Source organism: Mesorhizobium sp. M1006 (assembly GCF_040318825.1).
In the GTDB taxonomy this organism is placed as follows: Bacteria; Pseudomonadota; Alphaproteobacteria; order Rhizobiales; family Rhizobiaceae; genus Mesorhizobium.
Genome location: NZ_JAMYMZ010000071.1, coordinates 1 through 22,283 on the forward strand (window position 1 = coordinate 1; position 22,283 = coordinate 22,283).

The following is a 22,283-nucleotide window of genomic DNA, read 5'->3' on the forward strand; positions in this document are numbered from 1 at the left end:
AAAGCTCATCATCCTCGCAAACGCACTACTCAGGGACAATCGGACCTGGACACCATCTCTCCCTTGACCAACACGGATACTCTAGCCGCGCTTGAGCGGCTTGGCCTGCTTGAAAAAATCCTCCCAGGGATCGGCTTGCCCAAGCCGCTTCAGCGTCGTCTTGTCGCCGATCGGAAAGGCGTTCGGCGGCAATCCGGCCTCGATTTCCGCCCAGGTCACCGGCATTGATACCGTGGCGCCTTTTTTGGCGCGCGACGAATAGGGCGCGACCGTGGTCGCGCCACGGCCATTGCGCAGATAATCGACGAATATCCTGCCGGTGCGCGCCTTCTTAGACAGCGTCGCCGTGTAGCGGTCGGGTGCGGCTTGCTCGAGCGCTCGGGCGAACTCATGGGCGAAGCCTTTGACCTCGTCCCAGTCCGCCGACGGCTTCAGCGGGACGAGGACATGATAGCCCTTGCCGCCCGAGGTCTTGACGAAATTAGGCAGGGACAGTTCGTCGAGCCGGCTGCGGATATCGAGCGCCGCGGCACGCACCGCCTTCACGTCGACACCCTCGTCGGGATCGAGATCGAAGATGATCTGGTCTGGTTTTTCCAGCTCGTCCGTGGTCGAGCCCCAGATGTGGATCTCGACGACGCCGAGTTGAACGAGGGCCACGACACCGTCGAAATCGCGGATGAACAATATCTCCTCGCCGTCGGTGGGGTCCTTCATCACGGCGATCTTGTCGTGCATGCCGGCCGAGGCATGCTTCTGGAAGAACCGTTGGCCGCCAACACCGTCCGGCGCCCGCACGAGGCTGAGCGGCCGGTTGATGACGAATTGCTTCATGCGCGGCCAGACCAGCGCGTAGTGATCGACCAGATCCTGCTTCGATACGTTCTCCTGCGGCCACAGAAGCTTGTCGGGGCGGGACAGCGTAACCGAGGTTTTCGCCGTGGCCGCGGGTTTGGCGGGCTTTGGCTTCGACTCTGCCGGAGCTGAGCGTGCTTTCGGTTTCTCCTGCACGACTTCCTCCGCCGGCTTGTCCTCGCGCAATCCCTGGAACGACGCGTGGCGTATTATACGGTCCGACGTCCAACTGCGAAACTCCACCTCGCCGACAAGTTCGGGCTTGACCCAGACCAGCCCCTTGCCCCTTGGCACCGCCCTGTCGAAGGGCGAGGAAGTCGTCTTTAGCGCATCAAGCCTCTTCTTCAACTCGTTGGTGCTTTTGGCCGTGAAGCCGGTGCCGACGCGGCCGGCATAGCGCAGCTTGCCGCCCTCGTGATAGCCGACCAGCAGCGAGCGCAGGCCGCGCCCGGTCTTGTCCGACGGCATATAGCCGCCGATGACGAATTCCTGGCGCGCCGTGCATTTCGACTTCACCCACGAGGGAACACGACCGCTGCGGTAGGGCGCATCGGCACGCTTGGAGACGACGCCTTCGAGCCCCAGCCGGCAAGCATGCTCCAGCATGATCTTGCCGGGCTCGGCAAAGTGGTCGCTGAAGCGCACGGCCTGATCCTCGGCCGGTCCGGCGAGCAAAGTGCGCAGCCTTTCCTTGCGCTCGACCAGCGGCTCGGAACGGATATCCTCACCGTTGAGACGCAACAGGTCGAAAACGTAGTAGATGAAACGATCCGTGCGGCCCGCCGACAGATCTTGCTGCAGCAGCGAGAATGACGAGACGCCGTTATCCGCCAGCACGACGATTTCGCCGTCGATGATCGCATCGGTGCATTTCAGGCCGCCAAGTGCCGCGACAATTGCGCCACCGAATTTGTCTGTCCAGTCGAGGCCGGCGCGCGTCAAAAGCCGCACCTCGGTGCCGGCAAGCTGCGACTGCATGCGATAGCCGTCGAACTTCACCTCATGCAGCCAGTCCTTGCCGGGCGGCGCGTCCCGCTCCAGCGTTGCGAGCGCCGGTTCGATGAATTCGAGCCGCCTTGCCGCGACTGCCTTCTTGCCGGTAGCCGGCCTGTCGGACTGCCAGACCCTTGGCTTCTTGCCGTCGGCGGTCTTGCCTTCGCCGACCTCTTCGATGGTCAGGCCGGATTTCACCGATTGCGGCGACTCCTGCAAAATGTCCTCGCCCGGACGCGCGGCGGCATCGTCGGATTTGATCAGCAGCCAGTTGTCACGCTTTTCGCCCGGACGCGGCTTCAGCCGCACCAGATGCCAGGCGCCATGCAATTTGTGGCCATGCAGTTCGAAACTGATATGGCCTTTCTTCATCGCCCTTGCCGGGTCGCCATCGGGGACCCAAGTTCCCTCGTCCCAGACAATGACCGAGCCGCCGCCATATTGGTCCTTCGGGATGGTGCCTTCAAACGGCGCATAGTCGATCGGGTGGTCCTCGACGTGCACGGCGAGCCGCTTTTCGTGCGGGTCGAGGCTCGGGCCTCGCGTCACGGCCCAGCTCCACAGCACGCCACCATGCTCGAGACGAAGGTCGTAGTGGAGCCTGGTGGCGGCATGCTTGTGGATGACGAAGATGCCACCCGCCACGGCTTTCTTGCCGCGCGAAACCTTGCCGGCTGGTTCGGCCGTCTTCTTGAAATTGCGCTTGGCGTGATACTGCTCGAGGCTGGCCATGGGCGGATCCTAAGCAGATTTGCGCCGGGCGGCTTTGGACTTGGCGCCTTTTCCCGGGCGTCCGGTCTTTGCCGGCGCACCGGCTTCCGACGAAAGGCTCTTCTTCAGCGCATCGAAGAGGTTGACGACGTTGGAGGGCCGTGGTTCCGCCTTGGCCTTCGGTGCCTTCTTGCCGGCCTTCTTGGCGCGGACCAGCTCGATCAGGGCATTTTCGTATTTGTCCTCGAATTCGGAAGGATCGAACGCCGCCTGTTTCTCATCGACGATGTGTTCGGCCAGCCTGATCATCTCGGCGTCGGTCTTCACCGTCTTGATGTCGCCGAACACTATCTCGGGCCTGCGAACCGTATCGCCATAGCGCAAGGTCGTCAGCAGCAGACCCTTGCCCAACGGCTCGATGACCACCGGACGTTCGCGGCGATAGAGCACAATGCGGGCCAGCCCCGCCGTCTTCTTGGCGGCCATGGCGTCGCGGATGACGGCGAAGGCCTCTTCCGAGACCTCGTCCGCAGGCGTCACATAATAGGGCGCGTCGAGATAGATCTGTTGGATCGAGGATTTTTCGATGAAACCATCGAGGCTCATCGTGTGCGAGGATTCAATCTGCACGGCTTCGATCTCCTCCTCCTCGATTTGGACGAAGTCGCCGTCGCCGATTTCGTAGCCCTTGATCTCGTCGCCTTCATCGAGCGGCTTGCCGCTTGCCGAATCGACATAGACGCGCTTGACGGTATTGCCGGTCTTGCGGTTGAGCACGCGGAATGAGACTTTCTCCGCCTGGGTGACGACATTGGTCAGTTCGACGGCGCAAGTGACCAGCGAAAGCTTGAGATACCCTCTCCAGGCCGGGCGCGGCGCCATGACAAACTCCCTGCACGACAATGTTCAACCGAGAACGGGCAAAGTCCGTTCCGGTTCCGGCGGCGCAAAAGGCAAGTCCGGGCTTTCAACCCAGCCTTGCCTTGTTCTCGCTCACTGCGCTACTCGGCGGCTTGCAGGTTGACCTTGCTTTCCGCTATCTCGGTAAGCTTGCGGTCGGTTGCCTGCTCCTCCTTGAGGTTGTTGGCCAACACATTGGCGCAGTCGCTGCGGCCCAGTTGCTTGGCCCAGGCAATCAGGGTGCCGTAACGGGTCATCTCATAATGCTCGACCGCCTGTGCGGAGGCGATCAGCGCAGCGTCGAGGACCTCCTTGTCGGCGATGTCGCCGCTGACGTCGTCGGCTTCTTCGAGAATGCCGTCGATGGCTGGGCAGTCGACCTGCTTGGCCTTCACGCCGTGCAGTTCGAACACCTGCTCGACACGTTGGATATGACCCTTGGTCTGAGCGAGATGTTTCTCAAAGCCGGCTTTCAGCTGCGGATCACTCGCCTTGTCGATCATCTTCGGCAGCGATTTCTCTATCTGTTTTTCAGCGTAATAGATGTCGCGCAGCGTGTGCACGAAGAGGTCGTTGAGGGTTTTGATATCCTTCGAAAAGAAACCCATGGCCTTTGCCTTTCCATTGCTCTTGCAGTTTCGGATTTTTTGGCTGCGGCCCACCCGAGCACCACAGCCTGCGGAGCCGGTTCGTCCCGGCACTGGGAAATCAACGTGCGGCTGACGGGCCGGTTCCTGGTTTTCCGGCCGCGTGCACGGAAATTTCGCGGTCCGGCAAAACCTGAAACAAAACCGCGCCTCTGCGACATTCAGGCGAAACATATGTGATGCAAAAGTCACACTGGACGAAATGCCGACGGACTGCATGGAAACACCGCGAATCAGCCGCATTCCAGCCATGAACAAAGGCATTTTCGACCAGAGATTAACATCGCGTTCACCGACTATTCACGCCTGGACGCTATGATCCCCGCAATTCGGAAGGGACATCCGAAGCGGGACAGGGACCGAGTAAAATGAGCTTCTGGAATCAAATCGCCGGCTATGCCGCCGCCATCCGCGAATTCGTCGCTCCGACCTATCGGCCTGAGCGCTATTATATGCGCGGCCCAGGTCCCGCCTGCGCGCGCCGTGGCAACACGCTTGGGATCAGCGTGCACTGATGATGACCACGGAGAGCCGTCACGACAGCCGTATCTGCCGGCCCGACGCCGACAATCGGTCAACGACCTATCGCGCCGAGCGCCCTGCGCTGACCGACAGACGGCGTGCGACAACGCCCGGCCTCTAGCATTCCGGGCTTTGATCCAGCCGCCGGCAGGCCTAGTGTCGCCTGACACCAGCTGCCGGGCGTCACGTGATCGTCGAGCCGAACCATTCTCCTGAGCCGCCAGAATTCGGTGCAAGTCGCCCGTTGATCGTGTTCGACGGTGTTTGCGTGTTGTGCTCGGGCTTCGTGCGCATGGTGGTGAAGCTCGACCGCAAGGGCCGCTGCCATTTCGTAACGGCGCAGTCGCCGTTCGGCGAGGTGCTGTTCAAGAAATACGGGCTGCGGACGGATCGCTACGAGACCAATCTCGTCATCATTGATGGGGCCGCTTTCACCCGCCTGGACAGTTTCGTTGCCTTCATGGCCGAACTCGGCTGGCCGTGTCGGGCGGCGCGGATCCTGTTGCTGTTGCCGCGCCCGCTTCGCGACTGGCTCTACGACCGCATCGCAAAGAACCGCTACGCCCTGTTCGGCAAGAAGGACAATTGCGAAATCCCTTCCGCCGAGGTGAGGGCAAGATTGATCGGCTAGGTTCGTTGCCGTGGCCGGGAGCGGGCGGGGCATTTTGGGGGAACTGCGGATGAAGGTTCTTGTCGTCGGCGGCTATGGCACCTTTGGCGGTCGCACTGTCGAGCTTTTGGAGGGCGAGCCGCATCTGATCCTCTTTGTCGCCGGGCGCTCGCTCGCCAAGGCTGACGCGTATTGCAAGAAGCGCGCCCCGACAGCAGCCCAGCTGGTGCCGGCACTGTTCGACCGTGACGGCGATCTCGCCGCGCAACTCGCTGCATTAGAGCCTGATATTGTAGTCGACGCGAGCGGTCCGTTCCAGGCCTATGGCGAGGGACGCTATCGCCTGATCGAGGGCTGCATCGCCCGGCGCATCAACTATCTCGATCTAGCCGACGGCTCGGATTTCGTCGCCGGTGTCTCTGCGTTCGACGAGGCGGCGCGAAACGCCGGCGTCTTCGTGCTGTCCGGCGTGTCGAGCTTTCCGGTGCTGACGGCGGCAGTGGTGCGTCGCCTGTCTTCGGACCTGACGCGGGTCGACGGCATTCGCGGCGGCATCGCGCCGTCGCCCTTTGCCGGAGTCGGCGAGAACGTCATTCGGGCTATCGGCGGTTACGCCGGTCAGCCGGTGCGGCTTGTTCGTAATGGCCGTCCCGAACAAGGCCATCCGTTCACAGAGCAATTGCGCTACTCCGTCGCGCCGCCGGGCCGGCTGCCGCTTCGAAACACGCTGTTCTCGCTGGTCGACGTTCCGGACCTGCGCGCTCTGGCCAAGCTTTGGCCGGAGGCGAAGACCATCTGGATGGGCGCCGGGCCGGTTCCCGAGACGCTGCACCGCGCCCTGATCGGCCTCGCCTGGCTTGTACGCGCCGGATTGATCGGTTCGCTTTCGCCACTGGCGCCGCTGATGCATCAGGCAACGAACCGGCTGCGCTGGGGCGAGCATCGCGGCGGCATGTTCGTCGAGGTGGAGGGATCGGACCGGGCGGGCGCCATCGTCAAGCGCTCGTGGCATCTCGTGGCCGAGGGCAATGATGGGCCGCTGATCCCGTCGATGGCGGTCGAAGCGCTGGTCCGCAAAGCGCTGGCCGGACATCAGCCCGCGCCGGGCGCACGGGCGGCGATGCGCGATTTGGAGCTCCGGGATTATGAAGCCCTGTTCGCCGGGCGGACAATCTACACCGGCTTCAGGAACGGGGCGGCGGACGAGGACAAGCCGCTTTATGCCGAGCTGCTCGGTGCCGCCTGGCAAGGCCTTCCCGAGGCAATTCGGTCAATGCATGACCGTACGATCACGGCCGCAGGCCGCGCGCGCGTCGAACGCGGGCGCAATGTTCTTGGCCGGCTAATGGCCTGGACGGTCGGCTTCCCCGGGGCAAGCGAGGACATCCCGGTTCATGTCCGCTTCGACACCGACAAGGACGGCGAGACCTGGACCCGGACATTCGGCAAGCACAGTTTTTCGAGCCTACAGTCCGCAGGCCGGGGTCGATCGCAGCGCTTGCTGTGCGAACGCTTCGGCCCGCTGACCTTCGCGATGGCGCTGGTTGCAGCAGACGGCCGGCTGGCGCTGGTCTTGCGCCGCTGGAGTTTTTTTGGCCTGCCGCTTCCGATGTGGCTCGGTCCACGCTCGACTTCCTACGAAACGGTGAAGGATGGCCGCTTCCGCTTCCATGTTGAGATCTCGCATCCGCTTGCCGGCATGATCGTCCGCTACCGCGGCTGGCTGGAGCCCTCCGGCCCGCACGGCTCCAGCGAGATCGTGCCGCCTGCCAGCTTGGCCAATTCGCGACAGTCCTGCGCCGTGCACAGCGTCCAGCCCTGACCCGTTGCGCCCGAGGCGGCGAGCGCGAGGCGCCGCTGTGGCCCGACCTTGGGCGCATAGACCCACCAGCCGTTTCTCAGCACCGAGCCTTGCGGCGGCTCCATCCCGGCGCCCGATCCCTTGATGCGGGCCTCGACCAATTGCAGGCCGGACGGCAGCACCTTCCAGTCTTCCTGCCACTGGGTCTTCTCCACCGAATGCACCCAGGAGAGCGTGAAGGCAGCGACCGCGAGCGTCACCGTCTTGCCGGCCGCGACGATGCAGAGGCTCATGCTGAATTAGCCAGCGAAGCCTGCCGCGCGCGCCAGCAGTGCCAGCCGATCCAGGCAAGGGATAGCGCCCAGCCCGCCTCGTCGGTGAGCGGCAGCGCCGCAACCAGCAGCACGCCGGCGGCGAAGGCGACGAGGCGTTCCCACCAGGCCATGCGCCGGGCGAGAAATCCGACGGCCGCGGCGCCCCACAGGACGATACCCATGCAGGCTTTGATGACGATATAGGCGACCTCGACGGGATAGCCGAACTGGGCGGCGATCGGGCCGGGGTCCTGCAGCATCAGCGCCGGGGTATAGACCGCCATGAACGGCACAACGAAGCCGGCAATGGCAAGCTTGGTGGCCTGGACGCCGATCTTGAGGCCGCTTTCCTTGGCCATGGGTGCGGCGGCGAAGGCGGCCAGCGCCACAGGCGGGGTGAGATCGGCCATGATGCCGAAATAGAAGACGAACATATGGCTGACCACCAACGGCACGCCGAGCGACAGCAGCGCTGGCCCGGCCAGCGACGAAGTGATGATGTAGTTGGGAATGGTCGGTATGCCCATGCCGAGCACCAGGCAGGTGAGCATGGTCAAAAGCAGCGACAGGAACAGATTGTTCTCGCCGATCGAGATGATCCAGCCGATGAAGGTCGAGGCGATGCCGGTAAGCGTCAACGTACCGATGACAATGCCGACAATGGCGCAGGCAATGCCGACCGGCAGCGCGTTCTTTGCTCCTTCGGCAAGGGAATCCACGCATATGCGCAGCGTCTCGCGCCCGCCCTTGAAGGTGAGGCAGGCGGCGACCAGCACTGCGATGACCAGGCTGAGGATGTTGACGCCGAATTTCATGAAGGAAGCCGCGGCAAGTCCGAGCGCCAGCCAGAAGACGATGCGGAAGGCGAGAGGCCCGATCGATGCTGCCAGCGGCGTGCCGAGGATAAGCACAATGGTCAACGCCAGACCCATGGTGCCGGCGAACACCGGTGTGTAGCCGGCAAACAGCAGGTAGATCAGTGCTGCGAGAGGCAGTACCAGCGGCCAATGTTGTCTCACCGCATCCCACGGATTGGGCAGGTCGGCATTGGCCATGCCGTGCAGGCCGGCCTTGCCGGCTTCCAGGTGCACCTGCCAGAAACAGGCGCCGAAATAGAGCAGCGCCGGAATGATCGCCGCCTTGACCACAGCGGCATAGGGGATGTTCAGGGTCTCGGCCATGATAAAGGCAACCGCTCCCATCACCGGCGGCATGATCTGACCGCCCATCGACGAGGTCGCCTCGACGGCGCCGGCGAAAGCCGAGCGGAAACCGAAGCGCTTCATCAGCGGGATGGTGAACTGGCCGCTGGCCACCACATTGGCGACGCCGGAGCCGGAAATGGTGCCCATCAGCGCCGAGGACAGCACGCAGACTTGCGCCGGGCCGCCGCGCCATGAGCCGACCAGGCCAAGCGCAAAATCGTTGAACAGCGCGATCATGCCGGCGCGCTCAAGAAAGGCGGCGAAAACGACGAAGATGAAGATGTAGGCGGCCGAGACATAGATCGGCGTGCCGTAGATGCCTTCGGTACCGTAGGCGAAGGTGTCGACGAGCTGGGCGAAATCATAGCCGCGATGGATGAACGGCGGTGGCAGATGATTGCCGGCGAATGCGTAGGCGAGAAAGATGAAGGCAATGACGGCAAGCGGCAGCCCCATCAACCGCCGCGCCGCCTCGAAGACCAGCACGACCAGCACCGCGCCGACGATCAGGTCAGGCGTGGTGAGAAAGCCGGAGCGGCGGATGAGGTCGGCATAGAACACCCAATTGTACAGACCGGTGGCGAAACCAAGCAGGCCGAGCGTCCAGAACACTGCTTTCGCCGGGACGCTTTTGGCGCGCAGATTGGCGATTAGGGCAAAGCCGAGCAGCAGCAGGAAGCCGACATGCATGGCGCGTATGACCTGGCTCGGTAGGGTGCCGTAGGCGGCGATGTAGATTTGGAAGATGGAGAAGGCGATGGCGATAAAAAAAGCCGCCTTGCCAGCGATGCCTTCGCCGAAGCCAGGCGGCAATCCTTCGACAGGAGCTTCCGCTGTGGGGGAAAGAACGGTCGGGGTTGCGGTCATTAGCGGGGTTCCTGGCGGGGCGCTCCCCTCCCCGAGGGAGGTGCGAGCGAAGCTAGGCGGGTGGGGTCGGTGCGGCAGTGTACGGCCTCAACCGACCCTACCGGTCCATTCGCCTTCGGCAGCTGTTCACCTTTTCCTCAAGGGGGAGGGATGGCTCCTTACTTCACCAATCCCTTTTCCTTGTAATACCTCTCGGCGCCTGGATGCAGCGGCACTGGCATGCCGTCGAGCGCCTTGGCCGGGTCGATCGCCTTGGCGGCGGCGTGGGCAGCGGTGAGCTGGTCGAGATGCTCGAACAGCAGTTTTGTCATCTGGTAGGCGGTCTCGTCGGAGACATCGGCGCTGGTGATCAGGAAATTGCCGACGGCGGCGGTCGCAACATCCTCGGTCTGGCCCTCGTAGGTGCCCTTGGGGATGACCACGGAAAGATAGGGCAAGCCGATCTTGGCGACGTCCTCCGCCGGCACGGCAACGATGTTTACCGGCAATGAGGTGGCGAGGTCACGGATCGACGCGACCCCAAGGCCAGCCGACTGAAGCGTGGCGTCGAGCTGTCGGTTCTTGATCAGCTCCACCGATTCGGCGAAGGGCAGATATTCGATCCGCCCGAGGTCTTCGTATTTCAGCCCGGCAGCGGCAAATATCGTGCGGGCGTTGAGCTCGGTGCCTGAGGCCGGCGCGCCGACCGAAAGGCTCTTGCCCTTGAGATCGGCGAGCGTCTTGATGCCGGATTCCTTGCTGGCGACGATCTGGATGTAGTTGGGATAGATGGCGGCAATACCGCGCAGCTTGTCGAGCTTGCCTGGGAAGCCTGCTTCAGTATTGCCTTCGGCGGCCAGCTTGACGGAATCGCCGAGCGCAAAGGCGATCTCGCCCTTGCCCTGCTGAAGCAGGTTGAGGTTTTCGACCGACGCTTTCGTCGCCTGCACCTGAGTACGCGCGCCTTCGATGCCCTTGCCGTAGATTTCCGACAGCGCGACGCCGAGCGGATAGTAGACGCCGGACGTGCCGCCGGTCAGCACGTTGATGAATTCCTGTGCCTTGACCGATACCGCGCCGAGGCCAAGCGACAGCGCCAGCACGCCGGCTGCAACAAATTTCGTTCTGAAATTGAGCATGCGATTTCCTCCCTGAAAATTCGCCGCCGTGCCCTCCTCGGCGGCACGAAGCGAGTTTAGACAGCGGGCGGGAAATGCCAACCCGCAATAGCAGCGATTAGACGAACGGCTAAGCAGTGCCGCAACACGTTGGCGCTTGCGCGAGGTCGCATCGCGGCAGAAAGATTTTTCCAGCGCTTGTCGAAATCCGGCAGGGCCGCGCGACATAAGTCCGGCTCGCAACGATGCGGCCTTCGAGAAACGGGAGAAGACCATGCGATACATGCTTTTGATCTATGGAAACGAAGCGGGGATGGCAGCCGCGCCAGCAGATGCGGTGACACAGATGTCGAGCGCGTACGTCGCCTACACCGAAGCGCTGAAGAAATCCGGCGCCTGGCTCGCCGGCGACCGGCTGAAGCCGACGCAATCCGCTACCTCGGTGCGGATGGCCAATGGCAAGACCAACGTGCTCGACGGCCCCTATGCCGACACCAAGGAGCAGCTTGCCGGCTTCTATATGATCGAAGCGGAGGACGTCGACGCCGCCATCGCCTGGGCGGCGCGCTGCCCGGGCGCCGGCACCGGCACGGTAGAGGTGCGGCCGGTCTGGGAACTCACCATGTGATGCCGGAATTGCCCGATACTGCGCGGGCGGCGGCGGAAGCGGCCGCCCGGCAAAGCTACGGCAAGCTGGTCGCTTATCTCGCCGCACGCACGCGCGACGTGGCCGCTGCCGAGGACGCATTGGCCGATGCCTTTGCAGCGGCGCTCGAGCGTTGGCCACAGGCGGGCGTGCCCGACAAGCCGGAAGCCTGGCTGCTGGCGGTGGCACGCAAGCGCCGCGTCGACGCGGTCAGACGGCGGCTGACACGCGAGGCGGGCCGCGACCACTTCAGACTGATCGCCGAGGAGATGGAGGCGCGCATGGCCGAGGAAGACCTGCCGGACGAGCGGCTCAGGCTCATGTTTGCCTGCGCCCATCCCGCGATTGAGGCCGGCGTGCGAGCACCGCTGATCCTGCAGACGGTCCTGGGCTTCGACGCAGCGACCATCGCCTCGGCTTTTCTTGTCTCGCCAGCCACGATGAGCCAGCGCCTGGTGCGCGCCAAGACGCGAATTCGCGAGACAGGCATTCCGTTCCGCGTGCCGGAGCGGGCCGAACTCGGCGAGCGGCTGGGCACCGTTCTGGAAGCGATCTACGCGGCGTTTGCCGAAGGTTGGTCCGACCCGGCCGGCACCGAAACGCGGCGCCGCAATCTCGCGACCGAAGGCATCTGGCTCGGCCGTTTGATCGCCTCGCTGATGCCGGATGAGCCGGAAGCACTCGGCCTGCTGGCGCTGATGCTGTTCGCCGAGGCGCGGCGTGCAGCCCGGCGCAATGCGGCGGGTGACTATGTGCCGCTGGCCGAGCAGGATCTTGCATTGTGGGACGATACCCTGATCGATGAAGCGGAGGCGCTGCTCGGGCGCGCGGCCGCCGAGGGTGTTGTCGGCCGCTACCAGCTCGAGGCCGCCGTGCAATCCGCCCATACGACACGGCGGCTGACCGGTTGTACCGACTGGGTCGCGATCAAGGAGCTCTACGACGCGCTGTCGGTGATTGCCGGCTCGCCGGTGGTGTCGATCAACCGTGCGGTGGCGATTGCCGAGGCCGAAGGTGCTTCAGAAGGATTGGGCGCGCTTGATCAACTCAGCGGCGACAAGCGGCTGTATGACTATCAACCTTACTGGGCCGCCCGCGCGGGCCTGCTGGCCAGACTCGGCAAAGTTCCACAAGCGAGCGAGGCCTATGACCGGGCTATCGGCCTCGAACGAGATCCGGCCGTGCGCCGGTTCCTGCAGGAACGACGGGCAGGGCTCGGCCGCGCGGAAAGACACTGAGACAAGGCGGAGTGCTTAGGCCGGCCACATGTCGTGGGAAGCATTCAGCCTCTTCATCACCCGATGTTCCCGCAAATTGGCCCACAGGCGTTCGATGTTCGGCCAAGCGGTTGGAACCTTCGCGACCTCCGGATGCCAGGCCACCAGCATGACGAGATAGATGTCGGCCAGCGAGAGTTGGTCGCCGGCCAGCCAGTCGCGGCCGTCGAGGGCGGCATCGAGAATGGCGAGGCTGCGATCCATTTCCGAGACCGCCGCCTGTTTGACAGCGTCCACGCCCCGGGGATCGGTCGTGTAGCGATGAGCGTAGAAGAACCGCAGGTCAGCCGAATAGATGACGGAGGACATGAAAAACATCCAGCGCAGGAAGTCGGCACGGTCAGCCGAACTTGCTGCGGGCGCCAGTCCTGCTTCGGGGTGGCGCTCGGCCAGCAGGATGCAGATCGCCGCCGATTCGGTCATCGAGCGTCCGTCCGGCAAGATCAGGACCGGCACCTGGTTCAAGGGACTGATATCTAAAAAGGCCTGGTCGGGTCGGCCCTTCGGAACGTCGATCTGGTCGAAAGGCACGCCCGCCAAAGCGAGCGCCGCCTCGACGACAAAGCCGCCGGTATTGGCACGCGTATAGAGCTTGTACATAAAGTCCTCCACCTGCCGGGCAGCGACGATTGATACGGAAGTGACCCGCCGCTCAAGCGAACGACGCCCGCCACAGGTGGTTTTTCAGCGGTCCACGCCGACGCGTGATACTGAGTATTTGATGTCGGAGGGCATCGCGAAGGATCGCTACTGACCGGTCAAAAACGCTCGTGTCTAAGCGCCCAATCCCTCGAACAGGATCGTCGAGAGATAGCGCTCGGCGAAGGAGGGGATGACGACGACGAGGTTCTTGCCCTTGTTCTCGGGCCGCGAGCCGACGACGATCGCCGCTTGCAGGGCGGCCCCCGACGAGATGCCGACCGGCACACCTTCGAGCCGAGCGACGAGCCGTGCATTGGCAACCGAATCCTCGTTCGAGACCTTGACGATCTCGTCATAGATCGTCGTGTCGAGGATTTTTGGCGCGAAGCCGGCGCCAATGCCCTGGATCTTGTGCGGGCCTGGCTGGCCGCCCGACAGCACCGGCGAGGCTTCCGGTTCGACGGCGACGACATGCACCGAGGGCCTGCGCTTCTTCAGCACCTGGCCGACGCCGGTGATGGTGCCGCCGGTCCCGATGCCGGCAACGAAGATATCGACTTCGCCATGGGTGTCGTTCCAGATTTCCTCGGCCGTGGTGCGGCGATGGATTTCCGGATTGGCCGGGTTTTCGAATTGCTGCGGAATGACAGCGTCGGGCAGCGTTGCCGCCAGCTCGTCCGCCTTGGCGATGGCGCCCTTCATGCCTTTCGGCCCTTCGGTCAGCACCAGTTCGGCACCGAGCAGAGCCAGCATCTTGCGGCGTTCGACGGACATGGTTTCCGGCATGGTCAGGATCAGCTTGTAGCCCTTGGCAGCGGCGGCAAAGGCGAGCGCGATGCCGGTATTGCCCGAGGTCGGCTCGATCAGGGTGGTCTTGCCGGGCGTAATCCTGCCGGAAGCCTCCAATGCCTCGATCATCGACACGCCGATGCGGTCCTTGACCGAGGCGATCGGGTTGAAGAATTCGAGCTTGGCCAGCAGATTGGCGACGACACCCTTCTCCCTGGCGAATTTATCAAGCCGCACCAGCGGCGTGTCACCGATCGTCTCGGTGATCGAATTGTAGATGCGGCCGCGGCCGGGCACGTGTGTGGGGGTGGCGGGCTTGTTCATTGATTTCCTCCCAGAGGTAAAGCGGCAAGAGTCGCGCGGGCATAGGATAGAGCCATCCACCGCGCAAGATAGGCTGTCGATCGAAAAATATCCGAGTGAAGTTCGTGCTGAGTACCCCCGCCTTTGCAAGGCGTGGCAATCGTTGGGCGGATTGGCGAAAGAGATCTATTGGCGGGCGGCAATTGCCGCCGCCGCGCCGACCATAAAGCCGGCGGCGGTGCGGTTGAGTGCCCTCAGCGCCCGCGGCGACTTCAGGAACCAGCGCGCCTTGGCCGCCAGCGCCAGATAGGGCACCAGCACGACGAGCAGGACGACGATGGTGAGCGCGACGAGGATACCGTAATCGGCCAGCGTGATCGTCTTCAGATCGACGATGGTCGGGGTGATGGCAAGATAGAAGATCATCGTCTTCGGATTGCCGAGCGTGACGGCAAGGCCGACTACAAAGCTGGATGCCAAGCCGCCCTTGCCTTTCTTCGCCTCCACCGTTTCGGGCGTGATGCCGCTCGTCCAGAAACGCCAGCCAAGAAAGGCGAGGTAGGCGACGCCCAGCCATTTGATGGCCAGGAAGACCATGCCGAAAGTCTGTGCGACGAAAGCCAGGCCGAGCACCACGGCAGTGAGATAGGTCAGGTCGCCGAGCATCAGCCCGAACGACATGGCCAGCGACGAGTGGAAGCCGGAACCCAGAGCACGCGCAACAAGCGCGGTGACGCCTGGGCCGGGGATGGCCGCGGCGATGCCGAGGGCAGCACTATAGGCGAGGAACCCGGTGAGTGTCATGATTGGCGCTTGTCGCACAATGTTGAAGTTGGGTGAATTCCCTCGGGCCGGATTCGATTGCGCCAGCGCAGCAGGCGACACCGCCGTTCAGGAGCGGCCGTCTTCGTAGGTAACGCGCCAGATGGTGCCGTTACCGTCCTCTGTGACGATCAGGGAGCCGTCCTTGGCCATCGCGACACCGACCGGGCGGCCCCAGACGGCGTCGTTCGAGATGACGAAGCCGGTCATGAAGTCCTCATATTCGCCTGTCGGCTTGCCATCCCTGAATTTGAGCCTCACCACCTTGTAACCGGTCCTGGCGCCACGGTTCCACGAACCATGCATGGCGACGAAGGCGTCACCCTGATAATCCGCCGGGAAGTTCTTGCCGTCGTAGAAGGCTATATTCATCGGCGCCGAATGCGCCTGCATCAATACATCGGGGACAGTGGCCTTGCCGGCGAGGTCTGGCCGCTCGCCCTGATGGCGCGGATCCTCGTTATTGCCGATGTAGTACCAAGGCCAACCATAGAATCCGCCGTCCTTGACCGCCGTTGCAAATTCGAACGGCACATTGTCGCCGAGTTCGTCGCGCTCATTGACGACGCACCACAATGCGCCGGTGGCGGGCTGCACGGTCATGCCCGTACAGTTGCGCAGGCCGGTGGCGACAGTTCGCGGATTTTTCCCATCCGGGTCAAAGGCGAGCACATCGGCACGGCCGTCCTCGGAGCCCCAGGCCGCCCCGAGCGGCTTTGATTTGGCCCAGGCGTCGAGGCCGCTATCCGGCTCCTTGCCTATATCCTCGGCGACGTTCGAGGCGGAGCCAACCGACAAATAAAGCGTTTTGCCGTCCTGCGAGAAGGCGATGTCGCGGGTCGTGTGACCACCCGACGGGATTTTGGCGACAATGGTTTCTGGTTTGCCGGATGTCTTCAGGTCGCCATCGCGATAGGGGAAGCGGACGATGCTGTCGCTGTTCGCGACATAAACCCATTGCGGTTTGTCTCCTGGCGGATAGAAGGCGATGCCGTAGGGATAATTGAGCCCCTTGGCGAAGATCGCTTTCTCGATGGGCCTGGCGCTGCCCTCGGCGAGACGATAGACGCGTATTTGGTCGGCATGGCTGTTGGCAACAAACAGGTCGCCATTCGGAGCGACGCGCACGACACGTGGATTGACGATGCCGGATGCGATCATTTCAGCCGAAAAGCCCGACGGCAATTCTGGCTTGGCGCTTTCGGGCCGTTCCGCCACGCCGGCGCCGTTCGAAGCGGATTGGGCGGGGTCGGCTGCCGGCATGTCTCGCGGCCCAATCAGGCGTCGGACGCCAGGCCTGTCGGCGTGCCAATCGCCAAACGCGGCTTCGCCTTTGAGCACATTCTGATCCGCCTGCTGGGAGGCTGCCGGTGTCGCAACAAGGAGGGCAGCGGCCAAGGCCGCAAAGCCGCCAGATCGGATCATCAACGTCCTCCGGGATTCGCCTCGAACAGGGGCAAACGGCATCAGGTATTGATCGTTCCAAGCGGCCGTCCAGCACACGAGGATTTGAAGCCGAACCCGTTCAGTTGCCAGAGGCGTAAAAGTCGTCGTCGAGGCGCTTTTCCAGCGCGACCAGATCGGCCGGCAGCGGTAAACCCATCGCCCGCATCTCTTGCAGCTTCTCGCGCAACTGCTCTTGTACCTCGTGCTGATCCTCTGGCTGGTTGATCATTTCTTCGAGCAGCAGACTGATCTGGGCCTTGAACGATTCCAGCGCCATTCTTTTCTCCTCCTTGCGGCAGGCCGCGGCGGCTCCTAGCTCAGCATGCGCGAAATCAGCTGCGCCGTATAGTCGACCATCGGTACTATGCGCGCATAATTCAGCCGCGTCGGCCCGATGACGCCGAGCGCACCGACGACACGCGCGTCCTTGTCGCGATAGGGTGCCACCACCAGCGAGGAGCCAGACAGCGAAAACAGCTTGTTTTCCGAACCGATGAATATGCGCACGCCTGGGCCTGCCTCGGCGAGGTCGAGAAGCTGGATCAGCCCATCCTGCGTCTCCAGATCCTCAAACAGATGCCGCAGCAATTCTATGTCGGCCTGGGCAGTGACGTTTTCCAGGAGATTGGCGCGACCGCGCACGATAAGCCGCCCAGGCACGCCGCTTTCAGCGCCTGCCCAGACCGCCAGGCCCTTCTCGACCAGATCCTGCGACAGCGTGTCGAGGGCCGCCCTGGTCTCTTCCTTGATGCGGGCGATCTCGACCCGCGCCTCGGCCAGGGTGCGACCGCGGATATGGGCGTTGAGGAAGTTAGAGGCTTCGTGCAATTGCGAGATGGTGATGCCGGCGGGCAGATCGATGACGCGATTTTCGACGTCGCCGTTCTGCGAGACCAGCACGGCCAGCGCCTTGGTCGGCTCGAGCTGGATGAATTCGATGTGCTTAAGCGCCGCCTCATTCTTGGCGGCGAGCACGAGGCCGGCGCCGCGCGACATGCCGGACAGCATCTGGCTGGCCTCGGTCAGCATATGCTCCAGCGTCGCGCCCGAGCCGGAGGCGCGCACCTGGGCCTCGATGGTGCGGCGCTCCTCGTCGGAGAGGTCACCAAGTTCCATGAAAGCATCGACGAAGAAGCGCAGGCCTGCCTGGGTCGGCAGCCGGCCAGCCGAAATGTGCGGCGCATAGATCAGGCCGAGATGCTCAAGGTCGCTCATCACGTTGCGGATGGTGGCCGGCGACAGCGACGACGGCAGGATGCGCGACAGGCTGCGCGAACCGACCGGCTCGCCATCCCTCAAATAGGAATCGACGATGCGCCGGAAGATGTCGCGCGAACGCATGTCGAGCGATTGAAGCGCGGGCGATTGCAGCGCGTGCGAGGGGAGCACGTGCGACTGCAAACCGGGATCGACTGCCTTTGTCATTTCGAGCCAAAACCTCCGCCCCGAAGATATAGACTTCCGCGGTGTCGGCGCAACCGGTCCATTTTCCTTTGCGCGTCACGCCCCGTGCGGCTACAAGCCGGCCAAGATTCCCCGGCCAAGATTCCGAAGAAAGAAAGAAGCCTGAATGCGCCCTTCCAAACGCCAATTCGACGAAATGCGCCCCATCTCCTTCGAGCGCGGCGTCTCCAAGCATGCGGAAGGCTCGTGCCTGGTGAAGTTCGGCGACACGCATGTGCTGTGTACGGCCAGCCTGGAGGAAAAGGTGCCGGGCTGGATGCGCAACTCCGGCAAGGGCTGGGTGACGGCGGAATACGGCATGCTGCCGCGTTCGACCGGCGAGCGCATGCGCCGCGAGGCTTCGTCCGGCAAACAAGGCGGCCGCACGCTGGAAATCCAGCGGCTGATCGGCCGCTCCCTGCGCGCCGTGGTCAATCTGCAGGCGCTCGGCGAGCAGCAGATCACCGTCGACTGCGACGTGATCCAGGCCGACGGCGGCACGCGCACCGCTTCGATCACCGGCGGCTGGGTGGCGCTCTACGACTGCCTGCGCTGGATGGAAGCCCGCCAGATGGCGAGCCTGAGCAAGGTGCTGAAGGATCACGTTGCGGCAATCTCCTGCGGAATCCATGATGGCCAGCCGGTCATCGACCTCGACTACATCGAGGATTCCTCGGCCGGCACCGACGCCAATTTCGTCATGACCGGCAAGGGCGGCATCGTCGAGATCCAAGGCACGGCCGAGGGCGAGCCGTTCTCGGAAGAGCAGTTCGCGGCGCTGATGGGGCTCGCCAAGAAAGGCATTCAGCGCCTGGTCAGCTTGCAGCAAATGGCGGTGGCTTAGCTGCGGTCCAATATTGATGAGATTGGCGATCCTGTGACTCCTTCCGCAATCCTGGAATCAGCACTCTACGTGACCGACCTTGCTGCCGCGGAACGGTTCTATTCGGGCGTGCTCGGGCTCGATCTGCTCGGTAAGGTCGATGGCAGGCATCTCTTCTTCCGCTGCGGCGACGGCGTGCTGCTTATCTTCAATGCCGAGGCCACCAAAGTGCCGCCGCGGGCCGACGCCAAGCTGCCCGTGCCGCCGCATGGCGCGGTCGGCCAGGGCCATCTTTGCTTCGCCGCAAGCGCGGATGAAATCCCACGCTGGAAAGCGCATCTTGAGGCGAAGAAAATCGCCATCGAAAGCGAGTTCGAGTGGCCGCAAGGCGGCCGCTCGATCTATATTCGCGATCCCTCCGGCAATTCGATCGAATTCGCCGAGCCACGAATTTGGGGCATCTGATGCATTCGCCAACTATTCATTCGCTTGATGGGCATAAGATCATCGTCGCAAGCCACAACGCCGGCAAATTGCGAGAATTCGCCGATCTGATGGCGCCATTCGGCATTGAAGCGAAGTCCGCAAAGGAATACGGCCTGCCGGAACCGGACGAGACCGGCACCACTTTCGAGGAGAACGCCCTCATAAAAGCCTTGGCCGCCGCCAAGGCCACTGGATTGCCGGCGCTGTCGGACGATTCCGGCCTGTGTGTCGATGCGCTCGACGGCGCACCCGGCGTCTACACCGCCAACTGGGCTGAGACGCCGGACGGCTCCCGCGACTTCGGCATGGCCATGCAGCGCACGGAAGTGGCCTTGCAAGAAGTTGGCGCGATCACGCCTGCCCAGCGCAAGGGCCGCTTTGTCGCGGTCATCTGCCTGGCCTTCCCCGATGGCCAGGCGGAATATTTTCGCGGTGAGGTCGAGGGCACGCTGGTATGGCCGCCGCGCGGCGAGCTCGGCTTCGGCTACGATCCGGTGTTCTTGCCCGATGGGTTCGAGAAGACCTTCGGCGAGATGAGCGCGAAGGACAAGCATGGCTGGAAGCCCGGCCAGCCAACCGCATTGTCGCACCGTGCCCGCGCCTTCCAGAAATTCGCGCAAGCCCGATTGGCCGCCGTATGACCATGCTGCTCGACCGCAGGCCTGGTTTCGGCGTCTACGTCCACTGGCCGTTCTGCGCGGCCAAATGCCCGTATTGCGACTTCAACAGCCATGTCCGCCACCAGCCGGTCGACCAGGAGCGTTTTGCCCGCGCCTTCGAGACCGAGCTGGCGACGATGCGCGGCCGCACCGGGCCGCGCGAGGTGACCAGTATCTTTCTTGGCGGCGGCACGCCATCGCTGATGAAACCGCAGACCGTGGCGGCGGTGCTGGATGCAGTGGCGAAGAACTGGACGGTGCCTGATGGCATCGAGGTGACACTGGAGGCCAATCCCTCCTCCGTCGAGGCCGAGCGCTTTCGCGGCTATCGCGCGGCCGGCGTCAACCGGGTATCGCTTGGCGTGCAGGCGCTGCACGACAAGGATCTGCGCTTCCTCGGCCGTTTGCACAATGTCGATGAGGCCCTGCATGCGATCGGCCTGGCGCGCGAGATATTCCCACGGCTGTCGTTCGACCTGATCTACGCGCGGCCCGGTCAGACGCCGGAAGCGTGGCAGGCGGAGCTCGAGCAGGCGATCGGCCACGCCGCAGACCATCTGTCGCTCTATCAGCTGACCATCGAGGAAGGCACGCCGTTCCATGCGCTGCATGCGGCAAGGAAGTTCATCATTCCAGACAATGAGCTTGCCGCCGATCTCTACGCGTTGACACAGGAGATCACCGCCGCGCGCGGACTGCCGGCCTACGAGATTTCCAACCATGCCAGGCCCGGCGCCGAAAGCCGGCACAATCTCACCTACTGGCGTTATGGCGAATATGTCGGCGTCGGTCCCGGCGCGCATGGCCGGTTCGTCGAAAATGGCCGGCGCGTGGTGACGATCGCCGAGAAAATGCCGGAGACTTGGGCCAATCTGGTCGAGGCCAAGGGCCATGGCGTTACCGGCGGCGAGATCCTGACGCGGTCGGAAGAGGCCGACGAGTTCCTGCTGATGGGGCTGAGGCTGGCGGAAGGCATCGACCTTTCCCGCTACGAGGCATTTTCAGGGCGCGGCCTGTCGACGGCACGGCTGTCGGTACTGCAGGACGAAGGCCTGGTGGCGCCGATCGGCAATGCGCGCCTGCGCGCCACGCCGGCCGGCATGATCGTGCTCGATGCGGTCGTGGCGGATTTGGCCAGATAGCACGTTGAAGAACGTTCTCTTCATCTGCAGCCAGAATCGCTTGCGCAGCCCGACGGCGGAGCAGGTGTTTTCCAAGCGGCGGGACATCGAGGTCGCTTCGGCCGGCACTAATCACGATGCCGACATTCCGTTGACGCATGAACTCGTCGCCTGGGCCGACATCATCTTCGTGATGGAAAAAACGCACCGCGCCAAACTGCAGCAGAAATTCAAGACAAGCCTGAAAAAGGCTCGGGTAATCTGCCTCGATATTCCCGACGACTATGCATTCATGGACCCGGCTCTGGTGGGCCTGCTGGAGGCGCGTGTCTCGAAGTATCTGGGTTGAACGATACATCGCGGAGCATGCGCAACCGCGCTGCGAGAACTGTCTCGACCGATCGCTAAGGTTTGCGGGGTCAAGCCTCGTGCTTGTGGCGGTGTTTGGCGCGATCTTTTTCGCTGGTCTCTCCGGAACGGACCGGCTTGATCTCGCTTTTGTCGCGTGAGGCATGGTGCTGGTCGTCTGTGGAATGTGACGCTGCGCCATCGCGGGCGCTTTTTGTTTCGAGGCGGGTGATGAAAATGTCGAAGCGATTGGGCATCGTCCGGTCAGTGCTCCATCGTGCGGTCGGTTTCGTTTGCGGGCTTGCTCTCTGCCGATCGCTGGCGTGCAAGCGGCTTCTTGGCTCTGCCATCTGCGGCTTCGGCAGGCCGGCTCTTGTCGCATGGTGCGGCGAAGCGTTTGCCGCCGGCATAGTAGGGTTCGAAAACGTCCTGTATCGTCAGGCTGTCCATCCTGCTCCTCCCGAGATCAGGGGTAAAATTCGCCGGCAACGGTTTCGTTCCCTACTGTGGCGAAGGCATGGCGGCCGGTTCACGTCGGCATCCCTTTTGGAACCAGGGCCTTTGCAACCCAGGCTTTTGCAACCAAGCGTGAGCCGTGCCAAACAGGGTCGAACGGAGTTGTGCAGGTGACCGGCGAATCGGCCAAACGCAGTTATGTGGTCGGGCAGACCGAAATCGCCGCCCGGCCGCTCGAGCCGGCGCTCTACCTGGTGGCGACGCCTATCGGCAATCTCGCCGATATCACGCTGCGCGCGCTGGAAACGCTCGCCGCCGCCGATATCGTCGCTTGCGAGGACACACGTGTCAGCCGCGTGCTGCTCGACCGCTACGGCATCCGCCGCCGCACCACCGCCTACCACGAGCACAATGCCGGCGAGGCCGGACCGAAGCTGATCGCGGCGCTCGAGGCCGGCCAAAGCGTAGCGCTGATCTCGGAGGCCGGCACGCCGCGCATC

Annotated in this window: 25 protein-coding genes; 12 read left to right on the forward strand and 13 right to left on the reverse strand. The window is 63.3% G+C overall.

Going from position 1 to position 22,283, the window contains the following annotated elements; translation table 11 throughout:
* Positions 1-81: 81 nt before the first annotated feature.
* The 3 genes from ligD to NKH60_RS32245 all read right to left on the reverse strand — a co-directional run bounded on the left by ligD (position 82) and on the right by NKH60_RS32245 (position 4,067).
* A complete protein-coding gene (ligD, locus tag NKH60_RS32235) occupies positions 82-2,580 on the reverse strand; it encodes a DNA ligase D (RefSeq protein ID WP_352836991.1) in 2,499 nt (832 codons plus the stop codon).
* Between the two features lie 9 nt (positions 2,581-2,589).
* Positions 2,590-3,441 carry a non-homologous end joining protein Ku gene (gene ku / locus NKH60_RS32240; RefSeq protein ID WP_352539795.1) on the reverse strand — a complete coding sequence of 284 codons (852 nt, stop codon included), beginning with the start codon at positions 3,439-3,441 and terminating at the stop codon, positions 2,590-2,592.
* A gap of 119 nt (positions 3,442-3,560) precedes the next feature.
* A complete protein-coding gene (locus NKH60_RS32245; protein WP_352837018.1) occupies positions 3,561-4,067 on the reverse strand; it encodes a YciE/YciF ferroxidase family protein in 507 nt (168 codons plus the stop codon).
* Positions 4,068-4,474: 407 nt separating this feature from the next.
* Between NKH60_RS32245 and NKH60_RS32250 the strand changes: the two genes are divergently transcribed.
* The 4 genes from NKH60_RS32250 to NKH60_RS32265 all read left to right on the forward strand — a co-directional run bounded on the left by NKH60_RS32250 (position 4,475) and on the right by NKH60_RS32265 (position 7,060).
* The gene (locus NKH60_RS32250) at positions 4,475-4,621 is read left to right on the forward strand and encodes a hypothetical protein (RefSeq protein WP_023718851.1); all 147 of its coding nucleotides are present in this window, start codon (positions 4,475-4,477) and stop codon (positions 4,619-4,621) included.
* Positions 4,621-4,749, forward strand: coding sequence for a hypothetical protein (locus NKH60_RS32255; protein WP_352836993.1), 129 nt, complete (start codon positions 4,621-4,623; stop codon positions 4,747-4,749). The genes NKH60_RS32250 and NKH60_RS32255 overlap by 1 nt, the downstream gene beginning before the upstream one ends.
* 129 nt (positions 4,750-4,878) lie before the next feature.
* Positions 4,879-5,259 (forward strand): thiol-disulfide oxidoreductase DCC family protein, encoded by a 381-nt coding sequence (locus NKH60_RS32260; RefSeq protein WP_352837020.1) that lies wholly within the window; start codon positions 4,879-4,881, stop codon positions 5,257-5,259.
* A 49-nt stretch (positions 5,260-5,308) separates the two neighbouring features.
* Positions 5,309-7,060, forward strand: a complete 1,752-nt coding sequence (locus tag NKH60_RS32265) for a saccharopine dehydrogenase family protein (RefSeq protein WP_352836996.1) — start codon at positions 5,309-5,311, stop codon at positions 7,058-7,060.
* Here NKH60_RS32265 and NKH60_RS32270 read toward each other — a convergent pair.
* The 3 genes from NKH60_RS32270 to NKH60_RS32280 form a co-directional block, all read right to left on the reverse strand.
* On the reverse strand, positions 6,949-7,332 hold the full coding sequence (locus NKH60_RS32270; RefSeq protein WP_352451865.1) for a DUF1850 domain-containing protein: 384 nt from the start codon (positions 7,330-7,332) through the stop codon (positions 6,949-6,951). The two genes, NKH60_RS32265 and NKH60_RS32270, sit on opposite strands and share 112 nt — an antisense overlap.
* The gene (locus tag NKH60_RS32275; protein WP_352836998.1) at positions 7,329-9,425 is read right to left on the reverse strand and encodes a TRAP transporter permease; all 2,097 of its coding nucleotides are present in this window, start codon (positions 9,423-9,425) and stop codon (positions 7,329-7,331) included. The genes NKH60_RS32270 and NKH60_RS32275 overlap by 4 nt, the downstream gene beginning before the upstream one ends.
* A gap of 158 nt (positions 9,426-9,583) precedes the next feature.
* Complete coding sequence (locus NKH60_RS32280) at positions 9,584-10,543, reverse strand: TAXI family TRAP transporter solute-binding subunit (RefSeq protein ID WP_352473580.1); 960 nt, start codon at positions 10,541-10,543, stop codon at positions 9,584-9,586.
* A 253-nt stretch (positions 10,544-10,796) separates the two neighbouring features.
* Between NKH60_RS32280 and NKH60_RS32285 the strand changes: the two genes are divergently transcribed.
* Positions 10,797-11,150 carry a YciI family protein gene (locus tag NKH60_RS32285; protein ID WP_352837001.1) on the forward strand — a complete coding sequence of 118 codons (354 nt, stop codon included), beginning with the start codon at positions 10,797-10,799 and terminating at the stop codon, positions 11,148-11,150.
* Positions 11,150-12,406, forward strand: a complete 1,257-nt coding sequence (locus NKH60_RS32290; RefSeq protein WP_352837004.1) for an RNA polymerase sigma factor — start codon at positions 11,150-11,152, stop codon at positions 12,404-12,406. Before NKH60_RS32285 ends, NKH60_RS32290 begins: the two co-directional genes overlap by 1 nt.
* A gap of 15 nt (positions 12,407-12,421) precedes the next feature.
* Here the strand turns inward: NKH60_RS32290 and NKH60_RS32295 are convergent, their stop codons facing one another.
* From NKH60_RS32295 to hrcA, 6 genes are all read right to left on the reverse strand, one after another.
* Positions 12,422-13,045: a glutathione S-transferase family protein gene (locus NKH60_RS32295; RefSeq protein WP_352539792.1), complete on the reverse strand. Its 624-nt coding sequence runs from the start codon at positions 13,043-13,045 to the stop codon at positions 12,422-12,424.
* Positions 13,046-13,219: 174 nt separating this feature from the next.
* The gene (cysK, locus tag NKH60_RS32300; RefSeq protein ID WP_352822476.1) at positions 13,220-14,200 is read right to left on the reverse strand and encodes a cysteine synthase A; all 981 of its coding nucleotides are present in this window, start codon (positions 14,198-14,200) and stop codon (positions 13,220-13,222) included.
* 165 nt (positions 14,201-14,365) lie between these two features.
* Positions 14,366-14,983 (reverse strand): LysE family translocator, encoded by a 618-nt coding sequence (locus NKH60_RS32305; RefSeq protein WP_352837007.1) that lies wholly within the window; start codon positions 14,981-14,983, stop codon positions 14,366-14,368.
* 87 nt (positions 14,984-15,070) lie between these two features.
* Positions 15,071-16,426, reverse strand: a complete 1,356-nt coding sequence (locus NKH60_RS32310; protein ID WP_352874716.1) for a PQQ-dependent sugar dehydrogenase — start codon at positions 16,424-16,426, stop codon at positions 15,071-15,073.
* A gap of 100 nt (positions 16,427-16,526) precedes the next feature.
* Complete coding sequence (locus NKH60_RS32315; RefSeq protein WP_023678983.1) at positions 16,527-16,724, reverse strand: hypothetical protein; 198 nt, start codon at positions 16,722-16,724, stop codon at positions 16,527-16,529.
* A 35-nt stretch (positions 16,725-16,759) separates the two neighbouring features.
* Complete coding sequence (hrcA, locus tag NKH60_RS32320; RefSeq protein ID WP_502893799.1) at positions 16,760-17,872, reverse strand: heat-inducible transcriptional repressor HrcA; 1,113 nt, start codon at positions 17,870-17,872, stop codon at positions 16,760-16,762.
* Positions 17,873-18,017: 145 nt separating this feature from the next.
* Here hrcA and rph point away from each other — a divergent pair, with 145 nt between their 5' ends.
* From rph to NKH60_RS32345, 5 genes are read left to right on the forward strand one after another with little or no spacing between them, the layout of a single operon-like run.
* Positions 18,018-18,734: a ribonuclease PH gene (rph, locus tag NKH60_RS32325; protein ID WP_352473573.1), complete on the forward strand. Its 717-nt coding sequence runs from the start codon at positions 18,018-18,020 to the stop codon at positions 18,732-18,734.
* 33 nt (positions 18,735-18,767) lie between these two features.
* Positions 18,768-19,178, forward strand: a complete 411-nt coding sequence (locus tag NKH60_RS32330; protein WP_352473571.1) for a VOC family protein — start codon at positions 18,768-18,770, stop codon at positions 19,176-19,178.
* Between the two features lie 14 nt (positions 19,179-19,192).
* A complete protein-coding gene (rdgB, locus tag NKH60_RS32335) occupies positions 19,193-19,840 on the forward strand; it encodes an RdgB/HAM1 family non-canonical purine NTP pyrophosphatase (protein ID WP_352614790.1) in 648 nt (215 codons plus the stop codon).
* Complete coding sequence (hemW, locus tag NKH60_RS32340; protein ID WP_352770195.1) at positions 19,837-21,000, forward strand: radical SAM family heme chaperone HemW; 1,164 nt, start codon at positions 19,837-19,839, stop codon at positions 20,998-21,000. The genes rdgB and hemW overlap by 4 nt, the downstream gene beginning before the upstream one ends.
* A gap of 4 nt (positions 21,001-21,004) precedes the next feature.
* Entirely contained in the window at positions 21,005-21,328 is a 324-nt protein-coding gene (locus NKH60_RS32345) for a low molecular weight protein tyrosine phosphatase family protein (protein WP_023678977.1), read from the forward strand.
* A 263-nt stretch (positions 21,329-21,591) separates the two neighbouring features.
* Here the strand turns inward: NKH60_RS32345 and NKH60_RS32350 are convergent, their stop codons facing one another.
* Entirely contained in the window at positions 21,592-21,777 is a 186-nt protein-coding gene (locus tag NKH60_RS32350; protein WP_352874717.1) for a hypothetical protein, read from the reverse strand.
* Between the two features lie 176 nt (positions 21,778-21,953).
* Here NKH60_RS32350 and NKH60_RS32355 point away from each other — a divergent pair.
* On the forward strand, positions 21,954-22,283 hold a 330-nt coding region (locus tag NKH60_RS32355), incomplete at its 3' end, for an SAM-dependent methyltransferase (RefSeq protein ID WP_352874719.1).

Coding starts and splice junctions, on each gene's coding strand:
- NKH60_RS32245 (WP_352837018.1), bottom strand. CDS start 4,067: ATGGGTTTCTTTTCGAAGGATATCAAAACCCTCAACGACCTCTTCGTG.
- NKH60_RS32275 (WP_352836998.1), bottom strand. CDS start 9,425: ATGACCGCAACCCCGACCGTTCTTTCCCCCACAGCGGAAGCTCCTGTC.
- NKH60_RS32250 (WP_023718851.1), top strand. CDS start 4,475: ATGAGCTTCTGGAATCAAATCGCCGGCTATGCCGCCGCCATCCGCGAA.
- NKH60_RS32315 (WP_023678983.1), bottom strand. CDS start 16,724: ATGGCGCTGGAATCGTTCAAGGCCCAGATCAGTCTGCTGCTCGAAGAA.
- NKH60_RS32270 (WP_352451865.1), bottom strand. CDS start 7,332: ATGAGCCTCTGCATCGTCGCGGCCGGCAAGACGGTGACGCTCGCGGTC.
- NKH60_RS32310 (WP_352874716.1), bottom strand. CDS start 16,426: ATGATCCGATCTGGCGGCTTTGCGGCCTTGGCCGCTGCCCTCCTTGTT.
- NKH60_RS32305 (WP_352837007.1), bottom strand. CDS start 14,983: ATGACACTCACCGGGTTCCTCGCCTATAGTGCTGCCCTCGGCATCGCC.
- cysK (WP_352822476.1), bottom strand. CDS start 14,200: ATGAACAAGCCCGCCACCCCCACACACGTGCCCGGCCGCGGCCGCATC.
- hemW (WP_352770195.1), top strand. CDS start 19,837: ATGACCATGCTGCTCGACCGCAGGCCTGGTTTCGGCGTCTACGTCCAC.
- ku (WP_352539795.1), bottom strand. CDS start 3,441: ATGGCGCCGCGCCCGGCCTGGAGAGGGTATCTCAAGCTTTCGCTGGTC.
- ligD (WP_352836991.1), bottom strand. CDS start 2,580: ATGGCCAGCCTCGAGCAGTATCACGCCAAGCGCAATTTCAAGAAGACG.
- hrcA (WP_502893799.1), bottom strand. CDS start 17,872: ATGACAAAGGCAGTCGATCCCGGTTTGCAGTCGCACGTGCTCCCCTCG.
- NKH60_RS32290 (WP_352837004.1), top strand. CDS start 11,150: ATGCCGGAATTGCCCGATACTGCGCGGGCGGCGGCGGAAGCGGCCGCC.
- NKH60_RS32255 (WP_352836993.1), top strand. CDS start 4,621: ATGATGACCACGGAGAGCCGTCACGACAGCCGTATCTGCCGGCCCGAC.
- NKH60_RS32350 (WP_352874717.1), bottom strand. CDS start 21,777: ATGGACAGCCTGACGATACAGGACGTTTTCGAACCCTACTATGCCGGC.
- NKH60_RS32280 (WP_352473580.1), bottom strand. CDS start 10,543: ATGCTCAATTTCAGAACGAAATTTGTTGCAGCCGGCGTGCTGGCGCTG.
- NKH60_RS32285 (WP_352837001.1), top strand. CDS start 10,797: ATGCGATACATGCTTTTGATCTATGGAAACGAAGCGGGGATGGCAGCC.
- rph (WP_352473573.1), top strand. CDS start 18,018: ATGCGCCCTTCCAAACGCCAATTCGACGAAATGCGCCCCATCTCCTTC.
- NKH60_RS32295 (WP_352539792.1), bottom strand. CDS start 13,045: ATGTACAAGCTCTATACGCGTGCCAATACCGGCGGCTTTGTCGTCGAG.
- NKH60_RS32265 (WP_352836996.1), top strand. CDS start 5,309: ATGAAGGTTCTTGTCGTCGGCGGCTATGGCACCTTTGGCGGTCGCACT.